The 17,013-nt window shown below is 42.3% G+C and carries 19 protein-coding genes; 16 read left to right on the top strand and 3 right to left on the bottom strand.

Going from position 1 to position 17,013, the window contains the following annotated elements; genetic code table 11:
* Positions 1-310: 310 nt before the first annotated feature.
* Genes A8F95_RS01905 through A8F95_RS01940 form a run of 8 tightly spaced genes read left to right on the top strand, consistent with a single transcriptional unit; the run spans position 311 to position 5,316 of the window.
* Positions 311-832, top strand: a complete 522-nt coding sequence (locus tag A8F95_RS01905) for a YqeG family HAD IIIA-type phosphatase (RefSeq protein WP_049666623.1) — start codon at positions 311-313, stop codon at positions 830-832.
* Positions 814-1,935, top strand: a complete 1,122-nt coding sequence (gene yqeH / locus A8F95_RS01910) for a ribosome biogenesis GTPase YqeH (protein ID WP_425414964.1) — start codon at positions 814-816, stop codon at positions 1,933-1,935. The genes A8F95_RS01905 and yqeH overlap by 19 nt, the downstream gene beginning before the upstream one ends.
* Before the next feature lie 16 nt (positions 1,936-1,951).
* Complete coding sequence (aroE, locus tag A8F95_RS01915) at positions 1,952-2,800, top strand: shikimate dehydrogenase (protein WP_065408985.1); 849 nt, start codon at positions 1,952-1,954, stop codon at positions 2,798-2,800.
* Positions 2,787-3,080: a ribosome assembly RNA-binding protein YhbY gene (gene yhbY, locus A8F95_RS01920; RefSeq protein WP_065408986.1), complete on the top strand. Its 294-nt coding sequence runs from the start codon at positions 2,787-2,789 to the stop codon at positions 3,078-3,080. Before aroE ends, yhbY begins: the two co-directional genes overlap by 14 nt.
* Complete coding sequence (locus tag A8F95_RS01925; RefSeq protein ID WP_065408987.1) at positions 3,077-3,649, top strand: nicotinate-nucleotide adenylyltransferase; 573 nt, start codon at positions 3,077-3,079, stop codon at positions 3,647-3,649. Before yhbY ends, A8F95_RS01925 begins: the two co-directional genes overlap by 4 nt.
* Entirely contained in the window at positions 3,639-4,211 is a 573-nt protein-coding gene (yqeK, locus tag A8F95_RS01930) for a bis(5'-nucleosyl)-tetraphosphatase (symmetrical) YqeK (protein WP_065408988.1), read from the top strand. Before A8F95_RS01925 ends, yqeK begins: the two co-directional genes overlap by 11 nt.
* Positions 4,211-4,567: a ribosome silencing factor gene (rsfS, locus tag A8F95_RS01935; protein ID WP_065408989.1), complete on the top strand. Its 357-nt coding sequence runs from the start codon at positions 4,211-4,213 to the stop codon at positions 4,565-4,567. Before yqeK ends, rsfS begins: the two co-directional genes overlap by 1 nt.
* Positions 4,564-5,316: a class I SAM-dependent DNA methyltransferase gene (locus A8F95_RS01940; RefSeq protein WP_065408990.1), complete on the top strand. Its 753-nt coding sequence runs from the start codon at positions 4,564-4,566 to the stop codon at positions 5,314-5,316. Before rsfS ends, A8F95_RS01940 begins: the two co-directional genes overlap by 4 nt.
* A gap of 119 nt (positions 5,317-5,435) precedes the next feature.
* Here A8F95_RS01940 and comER read toward each other — a convergent pair whose 3' ends face one another.
* The gene (comER, locus tag A8F95_RS01945) at positions 5,436-6,260 is read right to left on the bottom strand and encodes a late competence protein ComER (protein WP_065408991.1); all 825 of its coding nucleotides are present in this window, start codon (positions 6,258-6,260) and stop codon (positions 5,436-5,438) included.
* Between the two features lie 133 nt (positions 6,261-6,393).
* On the opposite strand from comER, the gene A8F95_RS01950 reads away from it, so the two are divergent.
* From A8F95_RS01950 to A8F95_RS01960, 3 genes are all read left to right on the top strand, one after another.
* Positions 6,394-6,987 (top strand): helix-hairpin-helix domain-containing protein, encoded by a 594-nt coding sequence (locus tag A8F95_RS01950; RefSeq protein ID WP_176713593.1) that lies wholly within the window; start codon positions 6,394-6,396, stop codon positions 6,985-6,987.
* Positions 6,988-7,062: 75 nt separating this feature from the next.
* On the top strand, positions 7,063-7,476 hold the full coding sequence (locus tag A8F95_RS01955; RefSeq protein WP_049663296.1) for a deoxycytidylate deaminase: 414 nt from the start codon (positions 7,063-7,065) through the stop codon (positions 7,474-7,476).
* Positions 7,477-7,496: 20 nt separating this feature from the next.
* Positions 7,497-9,794, top strand: a complete 2,298-nt coding sequence (locus tag A8F95_RS01960; RefSeq protein ID WP_065408993.1) for a DNA internalization-related competence protein ComEC/Rec2 — start codon at positions 7,497-7,499, stop codon at positions 9,792-9,794.
* 98 nt (positions 9,795-9,892) lie between these two features.
* Here the strand turns inward: A8F95_RS01960 and A8F95_RS01965 are convergent, their stop codons facing one another.
* Positions 9,893-10,024 carry a YqzM family protein gene (locus tag A8F95_RS01965; protein ID WP_049663293.1) on the bottom strand — a complete coding sequence of 44 codons (132 nt, stop codon included), beginning with the start codon at positions 10,022-10,024 and terminating at the stop codon, positions 9,893-9,895.
* A gap of 284 nt (positions 10,025-10,308) precedes the next feature.
* Here A8F95_RS01965 and holA point away from each other — a divergent pair, with 284 nt between their 5' ends.
* A complete protein-coding gene (gene holA, locus A8F95_RS01970; protein ID WP_065408994.1) occupies positions 10,309-11,337 on the top strand; it encodes a DNA polymerase III subunit delta in 1,029 nt (342 codons plus the stop codon).
* Between the two features lie 119 nt (positions 11,338-11,456).
* Here the strand turns inward: holA and rpsT are convergent, their stop codons facing one another.
* Positions 11,457-11,711, bottom strand: a complete 255-nt coding sequence (gene rpsT, locus A8F95_RS01975; protein WP_049663292.1) for a 30S ribosomal protein S20 — start codon at positions 11,709-11,711, stop codon at positions 11,457-11,459.
* Between the two features lie 193 nt (positions 11,712-11,904).
* On the opposite strand from rpsT, the gene gpr reads away from it, so the two are divergent.
* From gpr to lepA, 4 genes are all read left to right on the top strand, one after another.
* A complete protein-coding gene (gene gpr, locus A8F95_RS01980; protein ID WP_065408995.1) occupies positions 11,905-13,008 on the top strand; it encodes a GPR endopeptidase in 1,104 nt (367 codons plus the stop codon).
* A 200-nt stretch (positions 13,009-13,208) separates the two neighbouring features.
* On the top strand, positions 13,209-14,387 hold the full coding sequence (gene spoIIP, locus A8F95_RS01985) for a stage II sporulation protein P (protein WP_065408996.1): 1,179 nt from the start codon (positions 13,209-13,211) through the stop codon (positions 14,385-14,387).
* Between the two features lie 14 nt (positions 14,388-14,401).
* A complete protein-coding gene (locus A8F95_RS01990) occupies positions 14,402-14,695 on the top strand; it encodes a DUF3679 domain-containing protein (RefSeq protein WP_065408997.1) in 294 nt (97 codons plus the stop codon).
* Positions 14,696-15,101: 406 nt separating this feature from the next.
* The gene (lepA, locus tag A8F95_RS01995) at positions 15,102-16,937 is read left to right on the top strand and encodes a translation elongation factor 4 (protein ID WP_065408998.1); all 1,836 of its coding nucleotides are present in this window, start codon (positions 15,102-15,104) and stop codon (positions 16,935-16,937) included.
* Positions 16,938-17,013 lie beyond the last annotated feature (76 nt).

Consider the following 17,013-nt stretch of genomic DNA (forward strand, 5'->3'; position numbering starts at 1 on the left):
TAAGATGTTAGATTCAAGTAATGTACTACCCTCACTTTACTAAATGTAAACAAAAAGAACAAGTGTTCCTTTATCCACAGTATTAGGTGGATAAAATGTGGATAGATTGTGTTTAAGTAGTGGGAAAGGGTAAGAAATCAGAAGGATAATGTGTATAAAGTTATCCACAATAAAGAAATGCAAAAAATGTCGGAAAATATTTTAGCATTATTAAAAAGTTCAAGCATACGATTATACGTTTTGTTTTGTCATGATAGCCAAAATCCGCTATGATAAAGGCAATGAAAGCCGAGAGAACGGGGTGCAGGGATTGTTAAAGAAATTTTTGCCGAGCAGGCACGTAAAAAGCATTTTTCAAATTACACCAGAGTATTTAAAAGAAAAGGGAATGAAAGCGATCATTACCGATTTGGATAATACGTTAGTGGCCTGGGATCGTCCAGATGCTACACCGGAATTATTGGAATGGTTTGCTGAAATGAAAAAAGCAGGCATTAAAGTGCTAATTGTTTCCAATAATAATCAAAAAAGAGTAAGCGCCTTTTCACAGCCAATTGATATTCCTTATATATTCGAAGCGCGTAAACCAATGGGAAAGGCATTTCGCAGGGCTGTTAAATTATTAGGTGTCAAAAAAGAAGAAACGGTCGTAATCGGTGATCAATTGCTCACGGATATATTCGGTGGCAATCGTGGTGGGTTTTATACCATTTTAGTTTTACCAGTTGCCCAAACGGATGGCTTCTGGACAAAATTCAATCGCCGAATTGAGCGGAGGATTATGAATTTCTTTAAACGAAAAGGTTTAATTCAATGGGAGGAAAGCAAGTGAATAACGAAAAAATCATGTGTATTGGATGCGGAGTCAACGTACAAACGGAAGATCCAGCAGGACTTGGCTATGCACCGGCTTCAGCACTGGAAAAAGAAGAAATTGTCTGCCAGCGCTGTTTTCGCTTGAAGAACTATAATGAAGTCCAGGATGTGTCTTTAACAGATGACGACTTCTTGAAAATTTTAAATACACTTGGAGAGACAGACAGCTTAATCGTTAAAATCGTAGATATTTTTGATTTTAATGGCAGTTGGCTGCCTGGTCTCCATCGATTTGTTGGCAAAAACCCGGTTTTGTTAATCGGCAACAAAGCGGATCTTCTTCCTAAATCTGTGAAAAAAAACAAGTTAATTAATTGGATGAAGCAGCAGGCAAAGGAGCTCGGCTTGAAGCCGATTGATGTGCTTCTCGTTAGTGCAGCAAAAGGAGCCTCCATGGAGGAGGCAATGCAGGCTATCGAGGATTATCGCGATGGAAAAGATGTTTACGTAGTCGGCTGTACGAACGTAGGAAAATCAACATTTATCAATCGAATCATCAAAGAGGGAACGGGCGAGAAAGATGTGATCACGACCTCGCATTTCCCGGGCACAACGCTGGATATGATTGAGATCCCGCTTGATGATGGTCATTTTCTTGTTGACACGCCAGGAATTATTAATCATCATCAAATGGCCCACTTTGTAGATAAGAGAGATTTAAAGTACATTACGCCCAAAAAAGAAATCAAGCCAAAAATTTTCCAGCTGAATGAACAGCAATCATTGTTTTTTGGGGGACTGGCTCGCTTCGATTATCTTTCAGGGGGCCGCCGTTCTTTTACTTGTTATTTGTCAAATGAACTAACCATTCATCGCACAAAGCTGGAGAAAGCAGATGAGTTGTATAAGACACATGCAGGAGAATTGCTTACTCCGCCGCGAAGAGAAGAAATGGATACCTTCCCTGAATTGACCCGGCATGAATTTATGATTAAAGAAGGCAAAATGGACGTCGTCTTTTCCGGACTTGGATGGGTAACCATCAATGAACCGGGCTCCAAAGTAGCTGCCTATGTGCCGAAGGGTGTCAGTGTATTTCTACGGAAATCCTTAATCTAGAAGAGGGGAAGAAGCAATGAAAAAATTATTTGGCGTTATCGGTGATCCAATTGCCCATTCTATGTCCCCGGCAATGCATAATGACGCATTTGTCCAGCTTGGCATTGAGGGGTATTATCATCCTTTTCACGTAAAACCAGAAGATTTGCCTGCGGCTGTACAAGGAATGAAAGCCATTGGCGTGCAAGGATTTAACGTGACAATTCCTCACAAATCAGCTATTATACCTTTGCTTGATCAAGTCGATCCACTTGCAAAAGCTATTGGAGCTGTAAATACGGTAGTTCGTGAAAATGGAGGGTGGACAGGATACAATACAGATGGAGTAGGGTTTGTGCGGGGGCTTCGGGAAGCGTATGGAGAGCCGCTTACAGAAAAACGTGTCCTGCTGATTGGAGCAGGAGGCGCGGCGCGGGCTATTTATTATACGCTCGCCTCAGAAGGAGTAAGCCGGATTGATATCGCCAATCGAACAGCAGAAAAAGCAGCAAATCTTGCAGAAAGCTGCCCTTATCCTGTTGTCGGGTCAGTAAAAACGACAACAAAGGCGGCTGAACAGCTTGAAGAATACGATGTGATAATTCAAACAACATCAATTGGAATGTCCCCGCTTATTGAGGCAAGCCCGATTTCAGTTGAAAAAATAAAAGCAGGCACATTTGTTTCGGATATTATTTACAATCCGCTCGAAACGCAGCTTTTACAGGAAGCGAAGAAGCGGGGGGCTCGTACACAAAACGGCCTTAAAATGTTTGTTTATCAGGGAGCGTTGGCTTTTGAGAAGTGGACAAGCCAAACACCTGATATCGAACGAATGGAAGAAATGGTACGTCATCAATTGGGAGGCAATTATGTTAACAACTAAGCAAAAATCTTTTTTACGTTCGAAAGCTCATCACCTTGATCCGATTTTCCAGGTGGGCAAAGGCGGCGTAAATGAAAATATGATTAAACAAATCGCTGATGTGCTTGAAGCGCGTGAACTGATCAAAGTAAGCGTGCTGCAAAATTGCGGGGAGGACAAGCGCGAAGTAGCAGAGCAGCTGGCTAAAGGAGCCCGTGCCGAGCTTATTCAAGTCATTGGCAGCATCATCGTGCTTTACAAAGAATCTAGAGAAAATAAAAAGATTGAGCTGCCGAGATGAAGAAAAAAGTAGGCATTTTAGGTGGCACATTCAATCCGCCGCATATTGGTCATTTGATCATAGCAAATGAGGTGCTGAAGGCACTCCATTTGGATGAAATCCGCTTCATGCCTAACTATACTCCACCGCATAAAAAAATTGATCATCATATCCGTGATGAAGATCGTCTTCATATGCTTCAGGCAGCTATTGAAGGGCATCCGTGTTTTTCAGTGGAGCCGATAGAAATGGAGCGGAAAGGAACTTCTTACACATTTGATACGATGAAAGCATTAAAAGCGCGGGAGTCTGAAACCGACTTTTATTTTATTATCGGCGGTGACATGATTGAGTATTTACCGAAATGGTATAACATCGATGAGTTGAGCCGCATGGTCAAGTTTGTTGGGGTGCGCCGGCCGGGCTATTCGGTTGAAACACCGTACCCCGTGCAGTTGATCGAAACGCCGGAAATTCATCTTTCTTCTACGATGCTCAGACAAAGAGCGGCGGGTGGGGGAACTTTACGTTACTTGCTGCCCGAGAAAGTCATCGCTTATATAAAGGAGAATCGTTTATATGAAACGTGAGGAGGCGCTCTCACTCGTTAAAGAGCAAATAACTGAACACCGCTACGTTCACACACTTGGTGTAGTAGACACATCGATCCTGCTCGCTGAAAGATATGGAGCAGACACCAAGAAGGCAGAGCTTGCTGCGATCTTTCATGACTATGCTAAATTTCGCCCTAAAGAGGAAATGGCCGCCATTATTAAGCAGCAAAACATGGACCCGCGGTTACTGGCTTTTCACTCAGAACTGTGGCATGCTCCGGTAGGCGCTTATTTGGTACAAAAAGAAGCTGGCATAGAAGACGAGGAAGTCTTGAATGCTATCCGTTATCATACATCCGGAAGAATAGGCATGACTTTGCTTGAAAAAGTGGTTTATGTTGCAGACTATATTGAACCGGGCCGTCATTTCCCGGGTGTAGAAGAAGTGCGTGAATTAGCGAAAAAAGATTTGGATGCTGCTTTAATCCAAGCTCTGAAAAATACCATTCAATTTTTAATGAAAAAAAATCAGCCGGTTTATCCGGATACCTTTCATACGTACAATGATTTAACCATGAAAAAGGAGGAGGCCAATTAATGGGTCAACCGGAAATTTTACAACGAGTCGTGAATGCCGCGGACGATAAGCGTGCGGAAAATATTGTTGTGTTAAATATGCAGGGAATTTCACTAATGGCAGACTATTTTATCATCTGTCACGGGAATTCCGATAAGCAGGTTCAAGCAATTGCTCGAGAAATTAAAGAGCAGGCAGAGGAGCTTGGATATGAAGTAAAGCGGATGGAAGGTTTTGATGAAGCTCGGTGGGTGTTAATTGATTTAGGCGATTTGATTATCCACGTATTCCACCGTGATGAGCGGCTTTATTATAACCTGGAACGTCTCTGGGGGGACGCTCCGGAAATTGATGTGGAGAGCGAGCTGCTTTCATGACATATGAACGCTTTGCCCGTGTGTACGACTTTTTAATGGAGGATGCGCCGTATGAACAATGGCTGGACTTTTTCCAGCAGCATGCCTCCGAACTGCCTGGAAAGAGCGTATTGGACCTTGCTTGCGGTACAGGCGAGCTGACTTGGCGTTTAGCAGCAGCTGGATGGGATGTAACGGGCGTTGACTTATCGGACAGCATGCTCTTTGCAGCCGGGCAAAAAGCAGAAGCAAAAAAGCTGTTCATTCCGCTTTTCCAGCAGGACATGCGCGATTTAGAAGGGCTTGGACAGTTTGATGTCATCACGATCTTCTGTGACTCTCTTAATTATTTGACAGAAGAAGAAGACATAAAACGTACGTTTCGCGGAGTCCAACAACATCTGAAAGAAGACGGATTACTTTTATTTGATGTGCACTCGCTGTATAAAATGCGCCATATCTTTAAGGACGGAACGTTTACAGCTGTGAATGAAGCGGTCTCTTATATTTGGAACTGCTTCGATGGTGAGCAGCCTGACAGCATTGAACACGAGCTTACTTTTTTTGTCCGCGAAGAAGAAACGGATTTATATGAGCGATTTGATGAACTGCATGTCCAGCGTTCATTCGCTGTTGAACAATACAAAGCGTGGCTTCAGGAGATTGGTTTTTCCGATATTGACATTACCGCTGATTTCACTGGGAATTCTCCAGAGGAAACAAGTGAGAGAATATTTTTTGTATGCAGAAATGGATCGGTTCAATTGTAAATAAAATGATTGTCAGTTAGGAAGCCATTATAAAAACATAAAAACGAGAGGAGGGATTCATTTTCACTCCTCTCGTTTTTATATTAAAGAAGGACTTCTCTGGCAGGTGGCGAATAGTATTAAGGGATTCCAAATTGCGCCGCTGTTTCTTGTTTATCCTCGGCAAACTTTTCATGAGTGGCTTGGAATAACTTCGTGAACATATCCCCGGTTTCTGCTTCTAACACAGCAATTCCTTTTCCGGTAACTCCTCCTTTGACACAGACTTTTTCTTCTAACTGCGCAAGCGTATATTCCTTTTGTTTGAATAATTCTCCCAGCCCGGCAAGCATCGACTCTGCCAATTTTTCTGCTGTATGTGAATCCATACCTGTTGTTTCTGCCCCTTCAATAAACTTTCTCGTTAAAAAACTAATAAATGCTGGGCCGCAGCTCACAAGATCTGAGGCGGCACGTGTAATTGACTCATCGATTTCTACTGCCTCATTGCATAGCTGATCCATATGCTTTTTCATTTCTGCTTTCCATTTCTCTTCACATCTTTTTCCGTACGTATAAAGTACCGTTCCGGATAATACTTTATTCGTGATGCTTGGAATCATACGCATGCATGAACAGGGCAGGATGGATTCCAATTGTGCGGTGCTGACTGGACTAGTAATGGACACTACACATTGTTCAGGACGAAATAAAGGCTGAACCTTCTGGAGCAGCGGGTAAATATCGTGGGGCTTCACACAAACGAATAAAAGATCACATATAGTGACAAGTTCGGAAGCGTCCCTGCATACATTCAGGCCTGGGTGGTTCTCTTGGATACGCCGCGCCTTTTCTGCCGTTCTATTCATGATAAAAAGATTGGCGGCAGAAGTGACTTTAGAGGCAATTAAAGCATCAATCAAAATCTCTCCCATATTCCCCGTTCCGATGATTCCTATCTTCATTCATCATTCCCCCTTATGCAAGCTGCTCTTACAATGTATGAAAAAAAATTTGGTTTATGAGAAAGAGGTGAAGATACTGGATTTAAAAGCAATAGTTAGTAAATATAAAGTCTACTTTTTGATAGGAGGAATAGTGGCAGCGTTTGGCCTTTATCAATTGACTGGAGAAGAAACACCTCCAGCAGTGCCACTATTAGAAGAGTCTGTACAAACAGAACAAAGTGTAAGTCCGCCTTTGACTACACCGCCGCTAGAACTGCAGGAACCTGCTGTTTTAATGGTTGATATTAAAGGGGCGGTTGCATCACCTGGCATTTACTCTTTGAAAAATGGCGAGCGCATTCATGATGCCATCGAAAAAGCAGGTGGTTTTCAACAGGAGGCTGATCGAACGGCGATTAATTTAGCGCAGAAGCTGCAGGATGAAATGGTTGTCTATGTACCGAAAAATGGAGAAGAGCCCCCTGCAGAGTTGCCTGCTGCTGTTCCGCCGCAGGGGAGTGCACAGGGAAATTCCCCGGAGAATGGCGGAAGTTCTATTAATATTAATCAAGCGTCTGCCGAAGAGCTTCAGCAACTGCCGGGAATCGGGAAGGCAAAAGCACAGGCTATTATCGAGTATAGGGAGACGACGGGAGCCTTTTCCAAACCGGAGGATTTAAAAAATGTCTCCGGGATCGGAGAAAAGACGTTTGAGAAAATGGCCTCACTCGTTGTCGTTCAGTAATAGGGATTGACGGGAGCCTTTTTTTGCCGCTACACTAAAGAAAACATGAAATGGACAAAGAAAGAGTGAAATCAAATGAGCAGAAAAAGCTGGGATGAATATTTTTTAGATATTGCAGAGGTAGTTTCCACTCGTTCAACATGCACCCGTCTGCATGTTGGCTGCGTGATCGTCAAAGATAAACACATTGTTGCAACGGGATACAATGGTTCCATTCACGGGCATGCCCATTGCGAGGAAGAAGGGTGCCTTCTGTCCGATGAGAAGCGCTGCATCCGATGCCTGCATGCAGAGCTGAATGCTGTCCTTCATGCGGAGAGAGATAAGCTGAAAGGCGCTGCTGCGTATGTTACTCATGAGCCATGCGAAAACTGTGCGAAAACATTGGCGCAAGCCGGAATCAAAAAAATTGTCTATCGAAATGCCTATCCGAATAAATGGAACCAGCATTTTCTGAAGGACATTGAAGTTGTTCACTTATCTTCGTAAAGTATCTTTAAGGAGAGCGTATGCGCGGAAAATACATTTATCTGGCAGTCGGCACGCTGACAGGTTTGTTGTGGGCGCTTCCTGTTTTGGGAAGTATCCGCTTCTTGCTGACTGTGGCTGCTTTCTTTTTCATCATCAAACTGGATGAGAAAGGAAAGGTGGCTTTTTTTAGTTGTGCCGCCATGGGTTTTTTAGCTGGCCATTTTGCGGAAGACCGGAACGTAACGGCTTTTACCGGGAAGGAAGACAAGTGGTCTGTCTCCTTTTCTGATGAGATGGTGGTCGACGGCGACCTCTTGAAAGCAACAGTAACGGCAGACAATAATGAGAAGCTACGTCTCCTTTACCGGCTGTCCTCTTCTGAAGAAGGAGACGAGCTGCAGAGAGAATTAGTCCCTGGTACCCTCTGTTACGTGGCAGGCACACTTGAAGAGCCAGAAGGAAAAAGAAATCGTTATGGGTTTGATTATCGATCCTTTCTCAAAAATCAGCATATTTTTTGGCAGTTAAAGGTGGATCGCTTTGCTTTATCTTCTTGTATCCAAAAAGAAAAAAGCGTAAAAGAACATATTTTCCACTGGCGTGTAAAGGGAATTAATCACTTAAAAACGGTTTTTCCGGAGAACTTGCAGCCGGTTGGAGCCGCTTTATTATTTGGCGACCGTTCTTTAACAGAAGAAGATGTGACGAAGGCGTATCAGCGTCTTGGGGTCATTCATTTACTGGCTATTTCCGGTCTTCACGTTAGCTTAATTACATCTCTTGTTTACTATGCCATGATACGAATCGGGATAGTGAAAGAAACAGCGCAGATGATCTTGCTTGCTGCCCTTCCGATTTACGCCCTTTTAGCTGGTGGGTCTCCTCCTGTTGTGAGAGCCGTATTAATGACGGTCTTAGTCTTGTTATCTGTTCGCTTTTACCATCGATTTACAGCTCTGGATGCCCTTGCTCTAAGCTTTATGGCCGTTGTGTTTCTGGACCCCTACTTTATTTATCAAGCAGGATTTCAGCTTTCTTATCTTATTAGTTTTTCTCTCCTTCTCTCCTCTAAGTTCATCTTATCTTTTCCTGTCTCTTTTTTAGGGAAAATGTTTGCGATTACCTCTGTTTCTCAAGCGGCGGGTTTGCCGGTGCTGATGTATCATTTTTATGAGGTCTCCCTTTATTCTTTTATTGCCAACTTATTTTTTGTTCCCTTTTATTCGTTTCTTGTGCTTCCATCCCTTCTCATTATCTATTTCTTGAGCTTTACACTAAAATCGGCTGTGATCTTCTTAGAACCGCTTCGTTTTCTGCTTGAGCAAGTAGACCAGGCAGCAATAAAAGTGAGTGAATGGCCGGGTGCGGTGATCGTTACAGGCCAGCCAAATGATGTTTTGTTGGCCATTATTTGTCTTTTAAGCACAGTTGTCTTTTTTCAGTGGGAAAAAACACAGGATTGGAAACGGATCAGCGTTCTGTTGCTTGTTATGATTGGCATGCCTGTTACCGTGCACACTTATTCAATTAAGGGAGAAGTCTCCTTTATTGATGTCGGGCAGGGAGACGCCATTCTCATTACTCTTCCGTTTAATAAAGGAAATTATTTGATTGACACAGGAGGCTTACTGCCATTTCAAAAAGAAGAATGGCAAAAAAAGAAAAAGGACTTTTCGATCGGTGAACATATTTTGCTTCCTTACTTGAAAGGAAGAGGCATTACCCGCATTGATAAATTGTTTCTTACGCATAGTGATTATGACCATATCGGAGCAGCAGAGGAGTTATTCGGTCAAATCACTATCAAAGAGATGATTATCAGTCCAGGGGCAGAAGCCAAACCTGTTATGCGCGAGACGATTGAACAGGCTGCTATGCATAAAATACCTGTGCGCTACGGAAAATACATGGAAAGCTGGCAGGAGGGAGAAGCTTACTTTCAAATTGTATCACCTGCAGATGAGCACTATGAAGGAAACGATGATTCACTTGTCATTTACGCATTATTAGGAGGAAAGAAATGGTTGTTTACAGGAGACTTGGAGGCGGAGGGAGAAAAGCGCCTTGTGGAGCACTTTTCTATGGACATCGATGTGTTGAAAGTAGGCCATCATGGCAGCCGCTCTTCAACAACAGAACCTTTTATGTCGAAGACGACACCAGAAACCGCCATTATATCTCTTGGAAAAAACAATCGGTACAGTCATCCTCATAAAGAAGTGGTAGACCGTCTCCAACAGCATGGTGCCGCCATTTGGCGGACAGATCTGCATGGAGAAATTGTATACACGTATAAAGAAGGTAAAACAGGCACATTTTCGGTCGTGCGTCCGTAAAATAAAGAAACTAAACGAACAGGACGTTGTCTGCTCCCCGGAAGTGTAGAAGATCCTAAAAAGAAAAAAGCCCGTCTATTGTCGGGCTTTTGCGGCAGTTATCCAATGAATTTGATAACCTGTGCGATAATAAAGATGATGGCAAAAAACGCGAAAGAAACACCAAAAGCAACGCCAGAGTCTATTGCGTCATTACGTTTTGATTGGACATTTTTTTCAAATTCGTTCACAACTACCCCTCCTATTTCATCTATAGTATAGACGAACCGTTATAAAAAATCCAGACTGTCCTTGCTAATTCCTACATTGACAAGAGTTAACTGCAATAAGTTTCACAAATTCGGTGAAAATACAAGTAAGATGATCACCGTCTGCAAAGCTGTTTCCCGGGGCAGCGTTGCCGGCGTTTATATAGATCACGGGGGGAACTTTTCCGAAAGTTTCCCCTTGTCAAATGGGAATTGCTTTTTTAACATGAGAGTATCATACATGAAAATGGAGAGAAAAGCCATTGATGCCCATTTGGAAAAAAATAGAGCAAAAGCAATTTTCACCGATTTATTTGTTGTACGGAACAGAAGCATTTGTAATTAATGAAACAAAACAAAGACTTATTCAATCTGTCTTGACGGAAGAGGAAATGGACTTTAATTTTTCTTCTTATGACTTAGAAGACATTCCTGTGGAAGCAGCACTTGAAGAGGCAGAAACCTTGCCTTTCATGGGGGACAAAAAACTGGTGATCTTACAAAATCCAGTGTTTTTAACAGCTGAACGTTCAAAGGATAAAGTAGAGCATAATGTAAAAAAGCTTGAAGAATACATAGCTAATCCTGCTCCTTATACGATAGTCGTCTTTTCGGCTCCTTATGAAAAATTAGATGAACGTAAAAAAATTACCAAGCTGCTAAAGAAAAACGCGGAAGTTATGGAAGCTAATAAGCTAAATGAAAAAGAGTTGAAAGCGTGGATTCGTACCCGTGCTGCTGCCAACCAAGCACAAATAGAAGAAGAGGCCATCGACCATCTTCTAGCTATCGCGGGAACAAATTTGATGATGCTTGCTTCCGAATTAGATAAATTATCATTGTACGCCTCTGGGGAACAGCCCATTACGGTGGAAGTCGTTGATCAATTGACGGCCCGCTCTTTGGAACAAGATATTTTTGCTTTGGTTGATAAAGTAGTAACAGGGAAAGTGGAAAAAGCTTTTCGAATTTACTATGATTTACTCAAGTTAAATGAAGAACCGATTAAAATCCTAGCCGTGATTGCCAATCAGTTCCGTTTGATTTACCAGACAAAGGAGCTAGCGCGAAAAGGGTACGGCCAGCAGCAAATAGCCGGCTTTTTAAAGGTGCATCCGTTTCGGGTAAAGCTTGCTGCCGGCCAGGCTAGAAGCTTTTCGGATGAACAGCTTGCAGCCATTATGATGATGCTTGCTGATAGCGATCTGCAAATGAAAACGAGCGGCATGGCTAAATCACTGATTGCCGAAATGTTTTTATTCAAACTACAAAGCTTAATGCAGAAAACAGGATAAGAGTATAACGAGAAGAAGGCTCTAGTAAGATGCAAACAGAAATGTCGCGGCCTTTTCATAAAATAAAAAATCCTTCAAGATGACTTGAAGGATTTTTTATTTAGCGAAACGATCGTTTATTACGCGTTAAGCTTTTTGAGTAAACGAGACTTTTTACGGTCTGCAGCGTTTTTATGGATTAAACCTTTAGCGGCAGCTTTATCAAGGCTTCTTGCTGCTTGAGCAAAAAGATCTTTTGCGTTTTCGTCATTGTTAGCAACTGCTGCTTCGTATTTCTTTACAGCTGTACGCATAGCAGATTTTTGTTGGTTGTTGCGTTCTGTACGATCTTGGATCGTTTTTGTGCGTTTAATAGCAGATTTAATATTTGGCATTCCGGTCACCTCCTAAAAGCGATCGAGATTCTATCTTTTACTCGACTTCCATTTTTCCTTATAAGAACAAAAGTTATTCTATCAAACAGAAGGTGAGATTGCAATAGTTACATTTGCAATTTGTGTCAAGGAATGAACTTTTACACAGTCGGGCAGACTAAAAATAAAAGTTCATTTAAAAGGGTGAAAATAAATGAAAGAATCATCAATTGATTTAAGCCAATATGCGGTAAGAACAGATTTAGCAGTAGAAGCGAAAACACTTGCTGAGGAACGACAGGGGCAAGGACGAAGAGTAACAGGTGTCTTAACAGAGGAACGAACAATCGATGACATTACCATTACCTCTGTCACGATTGATGAAGAGGGGGCAAAAGCGACAGGAAAGAAAGCAGGCTTATATTTAACGGTCGAATCTCAAGGAATCCGTACCCATGATACGAGTCATCAGCACGAAATGGAAAAGGTGCTGGCGAGTGAATTCAGTGCTTTTTTAAAAAAGAAAGGCATTGGCGAGAATGCCAGCTGTCTCGTCGTAGGCCTTGGAAATGAGGATGTCACCCCTGATGCGCTTGGTCCGCTTGTATGTGGAGAAATCATGGTAACGAGGCATCTATTTGAGTTGCAGCCAGAACAAGTCGACGAAGGCTATCGGCCAGTTAGTTCTCTTATTCCAGGGGTCATGGGAACGACAGGAATTGAAACGAGCGACATTGTCTTTGGGGTAGTAGAAAAAACAAAGCCGGATTTTTTAGTCGTAATTGATGCTCTTGCTTCACGATCGATCGAGCGGGTGAACGCTACCGTGCAAATTGCAGATACGGGCATTCAGCCAGGAGCGGGCGTAGGGAATAAAAGAAAAGAAATTAGCGAAGAAACTCTTGGTATTCCGGTCATTGCGATCGGTGTGCCTACCGTTGTAGATGCTGTTTCAATTACAAGCGACACGATTGACTTTATCTTGAAGCACTTAGGAAAAGAAATTCAAGAAGGGGATCGGCCTTCTGGAGCGCTTGCCCCTGCTGGTTTCGCTTTTGGGAGAAGCAAACTAACCGAACAGCATATGCCTGATGAAGAAAAACGCCGGTCTTTCCTTGGGATGATCGGAACCCTGCCTGATAATGAAAAGCGGCAGCTTATTCGTGAAGTGCTCTCTCCGCTAGGGCACAATTTAATGGTTACACCAAAAGAAGTAGATCTTTTTATTAAGGATACCGCTAATTTATTAGCCAACAGTTTAAATGCTGCTTTGCATTCGGCAGTTGATCAAGAGAATGCTGGTTTCTTTACAAAATAAGTATAGCTGGGGACTGCTCCTTTTTGCGATAAGTCAACATCGAATTGCTTTGGCTCATTATGTTTTCTTTATTTCATGCGAAGCCGTTAAGTCCATACACCGCTGAACAAGTGCCTTCCGCTTTTCCTTCATAAAATTTGTTCTGCTTTTTCTATTAAGGTCATACGATAGTACAAGACTTTTCTAGAAAGGGTGGAGCAATGAAGGAGAACCAGCCGTATGACCTCTTTACAATTAATTTGTCGACGATCTTAAAGGGAATGATGATTTTTACAATTTCTCTCCTTACGCTTTTTTCTGTTGCCGGGTTGTTAACGTCTCTTACGTACAATTATCGGATTTCTTCTCATTCCGTTAATGAGGCGGCTGAAAATGTATCTGGCGGTGCACTTTATTATTTATATACGATGGAAAATAAATTATTTGCGTCGCATGCACCTGAAGACGCCCGGCCGCCATCATTAAGTGAATTAGCGTTTCGTTATGCAACAAATGTGCGCTTTCAAGATCCACGCAGCTTTTTAGGAAGAGAAGTTCCTGGCTTCTCTATTTACGATGGGGAGATATTAGTGGCCGGTGAAGGAACGGATTATACGAATATGCCGATTGAATCAGAGCCTCCAAATGAAGCTCTGGATCAGAAAAACGACGTAGCCGTAAAACCTACAAAAGAGATTCCAAAAGAGAAAGACAGCCCGCCGCCTTCTTTAACGACCAATGGGAAAAAGAGGGTATATTTATACTTTACGCATACGAGAGAGTCTTACCTGCCGTATTTACAAGGTGTTTCCTCGGCAGATTCTGCTCACCATTCTGCCTTAAATGTCACAAAGGTCGGAGAGATGGTACAAGCTGCATTAGAAGCTAAAGGGATTGGAGCAACAGTAGACAAAACAGACATTGTCGCGAAGCTTAATCAATCGGGAAGAAAATATAGCCAAGCGTATCAAGAGTCGCGTGCCGTTGTAGCTTCTGCGCAATCGGGTAACCATGATTTGCAATATTTTATCGATATTCATCGTGATTCACAGCGTAAGAAAGTGACGACCGCTACGATTAATGGAGAGAGCTATGCAAAGCTTGTGTTTGTCGTTGGGGCGGAACATGCGAATTATGAAAAGAATGTAAAGCTGGCAACGGAGTGGCATAAGTTATTAGAGAAAAAGTATAAAGGATTGTCTAGAGGAGTTATTTTAAAACAAGGGAAAAACACAAATGGTAAATTTAATCAAGATTTATCGGATAAAGCGATGCTCATTGAATTTGGCGGAGTAGATAATACATTCGAAGAACTGAATCGAACAGCAGAGGCATTTGCCGATGTCTTTGCCGATTATTACTGGCAGGCTGAAGCCGTACACGCAAAGGGAGAGCAGTAAGAAAGGGTATTCTCATGAAAACTTTTCTACTTAAAACATTCTTTGTTATTTCTGTTTTTTTTATTGGCATGTTGATCGGCTCCCTTCATAGTAGAAGCTGGCAGGAGTCAACTCCCTATACACGGGAAATTTCAGACAAGAAAGAAGAAGCCGATTTTTCTCTATTTCCAAAAGATGAAGCAGAAGTTGATTTGCATATAAAAAAAGAAAGGCTAGAGAAAGAGGAAACGGTGAACGTATTCTCAAAGGCCGGACAATCTTTAGCTGATGCGGTAACATTTGCTGCTAGATCATTATTTGATCAGTAGAGAGCCATCCGTTGGTTTAGTTTACTCTTAAACATTTGCTTTCTTTAAAGTCGCACCCTGTCCAACAAATCAATCTTAACCCGCTGCTTGTATGATCTCGCAGCGGGTTTCTTGTTTTATGGCTTTGTCGAAGGAGAATGTTGTTTTTTAATAGTTGATTAGAGCGGAAAGCGTCCGCCTGAGGCGGAAATATGCAACCACGTATAACAAAGCTTATTTTATAATCAGAATATCTATTTATTTTCGTCACTTTGATTTGTAAAGAGAGTGTCCTTTTCTCTCCACTCATCTAGTATGATCGTTATGAACTCGTATGCTTCTACTTTTGTAAATTGTCAATTGCTTTTCTGGCTGATATAATCAATGCTAGTATACATGCGCCGACTAACAGGAGTGAAGAAAAAACATGAATAATGAAGAGAAACAATTAAGACAAGAGCATATCAGGAACTTCTCGATTATTGCTCATATTGACCACGGGAAGTCTACTTTAGCCGACCGGATTTTAGAGTTCACGAATGCTCTATCTGCCCGTGAAATGAAAAGCCAGCTGCTCGACTCAATGGATCTTGAGCGTGAGCGGGGCATTACGATTAAGTTAAATGCGGTACAATTAAATTATAAAGCGAAAAATGGAGAAAATTATATTTTTCATTTAATCGATACGCCAGGGCACGTCGATTTCACGTATGAAGTGTCTCGTAGTCTTGCTGCTTGTGAAGGAGCGATTCTCGTTGTAGATGCCGCGCAAGGAATTGAGGCGCAAACATTGGCGAACGTTTATCTTGCTTTAGACAACGATTTGGAGATTCTGCCCGTTATTAATAAGATTGATTTGCCAGCAGCAGAGCCAGAGCGCGTTCGTCAGGAAGTTGAGGATGTGATCGGCTTAGACGCTTCTGAGGCGGTGCTCGCTTCCGCAAAAGCAGGCATTGGAATTGAAGAAATTTTAGAGCAAATTGTTGAAAAAGTACCTGCCCCGACAGGTGACCCATCGGCTCCATTAAAGGCGCTTATTTTTGACTCTTTGTATGACGCTTATCGCGGCGTTGTTGCTTATATCCGTGTTGTAGACGGTTCAGTAAAAGCAGGCGACAAAATTAAAATGATGGCCACTGGCAAAGAATTTGAGGTCACTGAAGTGGGAGTGTTCACGCCAAAAACAACTGTACGTGACGAACTAACGGTTGGAGACGTTGGCTTCTTGACGGCTGCTATCAAAAACGTTGGTGACACGCGAGTGGGGGATACGATCACTTCAGCGCATAACCCGGCGGTTGAAGCGCTGCCTGGATATAGAAAGCTGAATCCGATGGTCTATTGCGGTCTTTATCCAATTGATTCATCAAAGTTTAATGATTTGCGTGAAGCGCTAGAGAAATTAGAATTAAATGACTCATCCTTGCAGTTTGAGCCAGAAACGTCACAGGCGCTTGGATTTGGTTTCCGCTGCGGCTTCCTTGGGCTTCTTCATATGGAAATTATCCAAGAACGGATCGAGCGTGAATTTAAAATTGATTTAATTACAACAGCTCCGAGTGTTATTTATAAAGTACGGATGACAAATGGCGAAGAGATCAATGTGGACAACCCTTCTAATATGCCAGATCCTCAAAAGATTGATGCAGTAGAAGAGCCATATGTAAAAGCGTCTATTATGGTACCAAATGATTACGTTGGTGCAGTGATGGAGCTTTCACAGAATAAGCGTGGTATTTTCATTGATATGCAGTATATGGATGAAAATCGAGTAAATGTGATTTATGAAATCCCGCTTTCAGAAATTGTCTATGATTTCTTCGACCAGCTAAAGTCAAGCACGAAAGGCTATGCCTCTTTTGATTACGAACTGATTGGCTACAAGCCATCTAAGCTCGTGAAAATGGATATTTTGTTGAACGGAGAAAAAGTCGATGCCTTAAGCTTTATCGTTCACCGCGACTTTGCTTATGATCGCGGCAAGACGATTGTTGAAAAGCTAAAGAGTTTAATTCCAAGACAACAGTTCGAGGTACCAGTACAAGCTGCAATTGGACAAAAAATTGTAGCAAGATCGACGATTAAATCAATGGGCAAAAACGTTTTAGCTAAGTGTTATGGTGGAGACATTTCCCGGAAAAGAAAATTGCTTGAAAAGCAAAAAGAAGGTAAAAAGCGGATGAAGCAAGTAGGTTCAGTTGAAGTGCCACAGGAAGCCTTTATGGCCGTCTTGAAGATGGACGACGATAATAATAAAAAGTAAATAAGGAAAGGAGAGAGGGAAAGCGCAGATGCTTCCCCTTTTTCTCGTTATTGAACACACAAAGAGGAGTTTTTAC

The sequence above is a fragment of the Pseudobacillus wudalianchiensis genome, from assembly GCF_001685015.1.
GTDB classification, from domain to species: Bacteria; Bacillota; Bacilli; order Bacillales; family Domibacillaceae; genus Pseudobacillus; species Pseudobacillus wudalianchiensis.

What these genes read in the sequence shown, in the direction of transcription:
- yqeH (WP_425414964.1), top strand. Translation starts at nt 814, where the DNA reads ATGGGAGGAAAGCAAGTGAATAACGAAAAAATCATGTGTATTGGATGC.
- aroE (WP_065408985.1), top strand. Translation starts at nt 1,952, where the DNA reads ATGAAAAAATTATTTGGCGTTATCGGTGATCCAATTGCCCATTCTATG.
- yhbY (WP_065408986.1), top strand. Translation starts at nt 2,787, where the DNA reads ATGTTAACAACTAAGCAAAAATCTTTTTTACGTTCGAAAGCTCATCAC.
- A8F95_RS01925 (WP_065408987.1), top strand. Translation starts at nt 3,077, where the DNA reads ATGAAGAAAAAAGTAGGCATTTTAGGTGGCACATTCAATCCGCCGCAT.
- yqeK (WP_065408988.1), top strand. Translation starts at nt 3,639, where the DNA reads ATGAAACGTGAGGAGGCGCTCTCACTCGTTAAAGAGCAAATAACTGAA.
- rsfS (WP_065408989.1), top strand. Translation starts at nt 4,211, where the DNA reads ATGGGTCAACCGGAAATTTTACAACGAGTCGTGAATGCCGCGGACGAT.
- A8F95_RS01940 (WP_065408990.1), top strand. Translation starts at nt 4,564, where the DNA reads ATGACATATGAACGCTTTGCCCGTGTGTACGACTTTTTAATGGAGGAT.
- comER (WP_065408991.1), bottom strand. Translation starts at nt 6,260, where the DNA reads ATGAAGATAGGAATCATCGGAACGGGGAATATGGGAGAGATTTTGATT.
- A8F95_RS01955 (WP_049663296.1), top strand. Translation starts at nt 7,063, where the DNA reads ATGAGCAGAAAAAGCTGGGATGAATATTTTTTAGATATTGCAGAGGTA.
- A8F95_RS01960 (WP_065408993.1), top strand. Translation starts at nt 7,497, where the DNA reads ATGCGCGGAAAATACATTTATCTGGCAGTCGGCACGCTGACAGGTTTG.
- holA (WP_065408994.1), top strand. Translation starts at nt 10,309, where the DNA reads ATGCCCATTTGGAAAAAAATAGAGCAAAAGCAATTTTCACCGATTTAT.
- rpsT (WP_049663292.1), bottom strand. Translation starts at nt 11,711, where the DNA reads ATGCCAAATATTAAATCTGCTATTAAACGCACAAAAACGATCCAAGAT.
- gpr (WP_065408995.1), top strand. Translation starts at nt 11,905, where the DNA reads ATGAAAGAATCATCAATTGATTTAAGCCAATATGCGGTAAGAACAGAT.
- spoIIP (WP_065408996.1), top strand. Translation starts at nt 13,209, where the DNA reads ATGAAGGAGAACCAGCCGTATGACCTCTTTACAATTAATTTGTCGACG.
- A8F95_RS01990 (WP_065408997.1), top strand. Translation starts at nt 14,402, where the DNA reads ATGAAAACTTTTCTACTTAAAACATTCTTTGTTATTTCTGTTTTTTTT.
- lepA (WP_065408998.1), top strand. Translation starts at nt 15,102, where the DNA reads ATGAATAATGAAGAGAAACAATTAAGACAAGAGCATATCAGGAACTTC.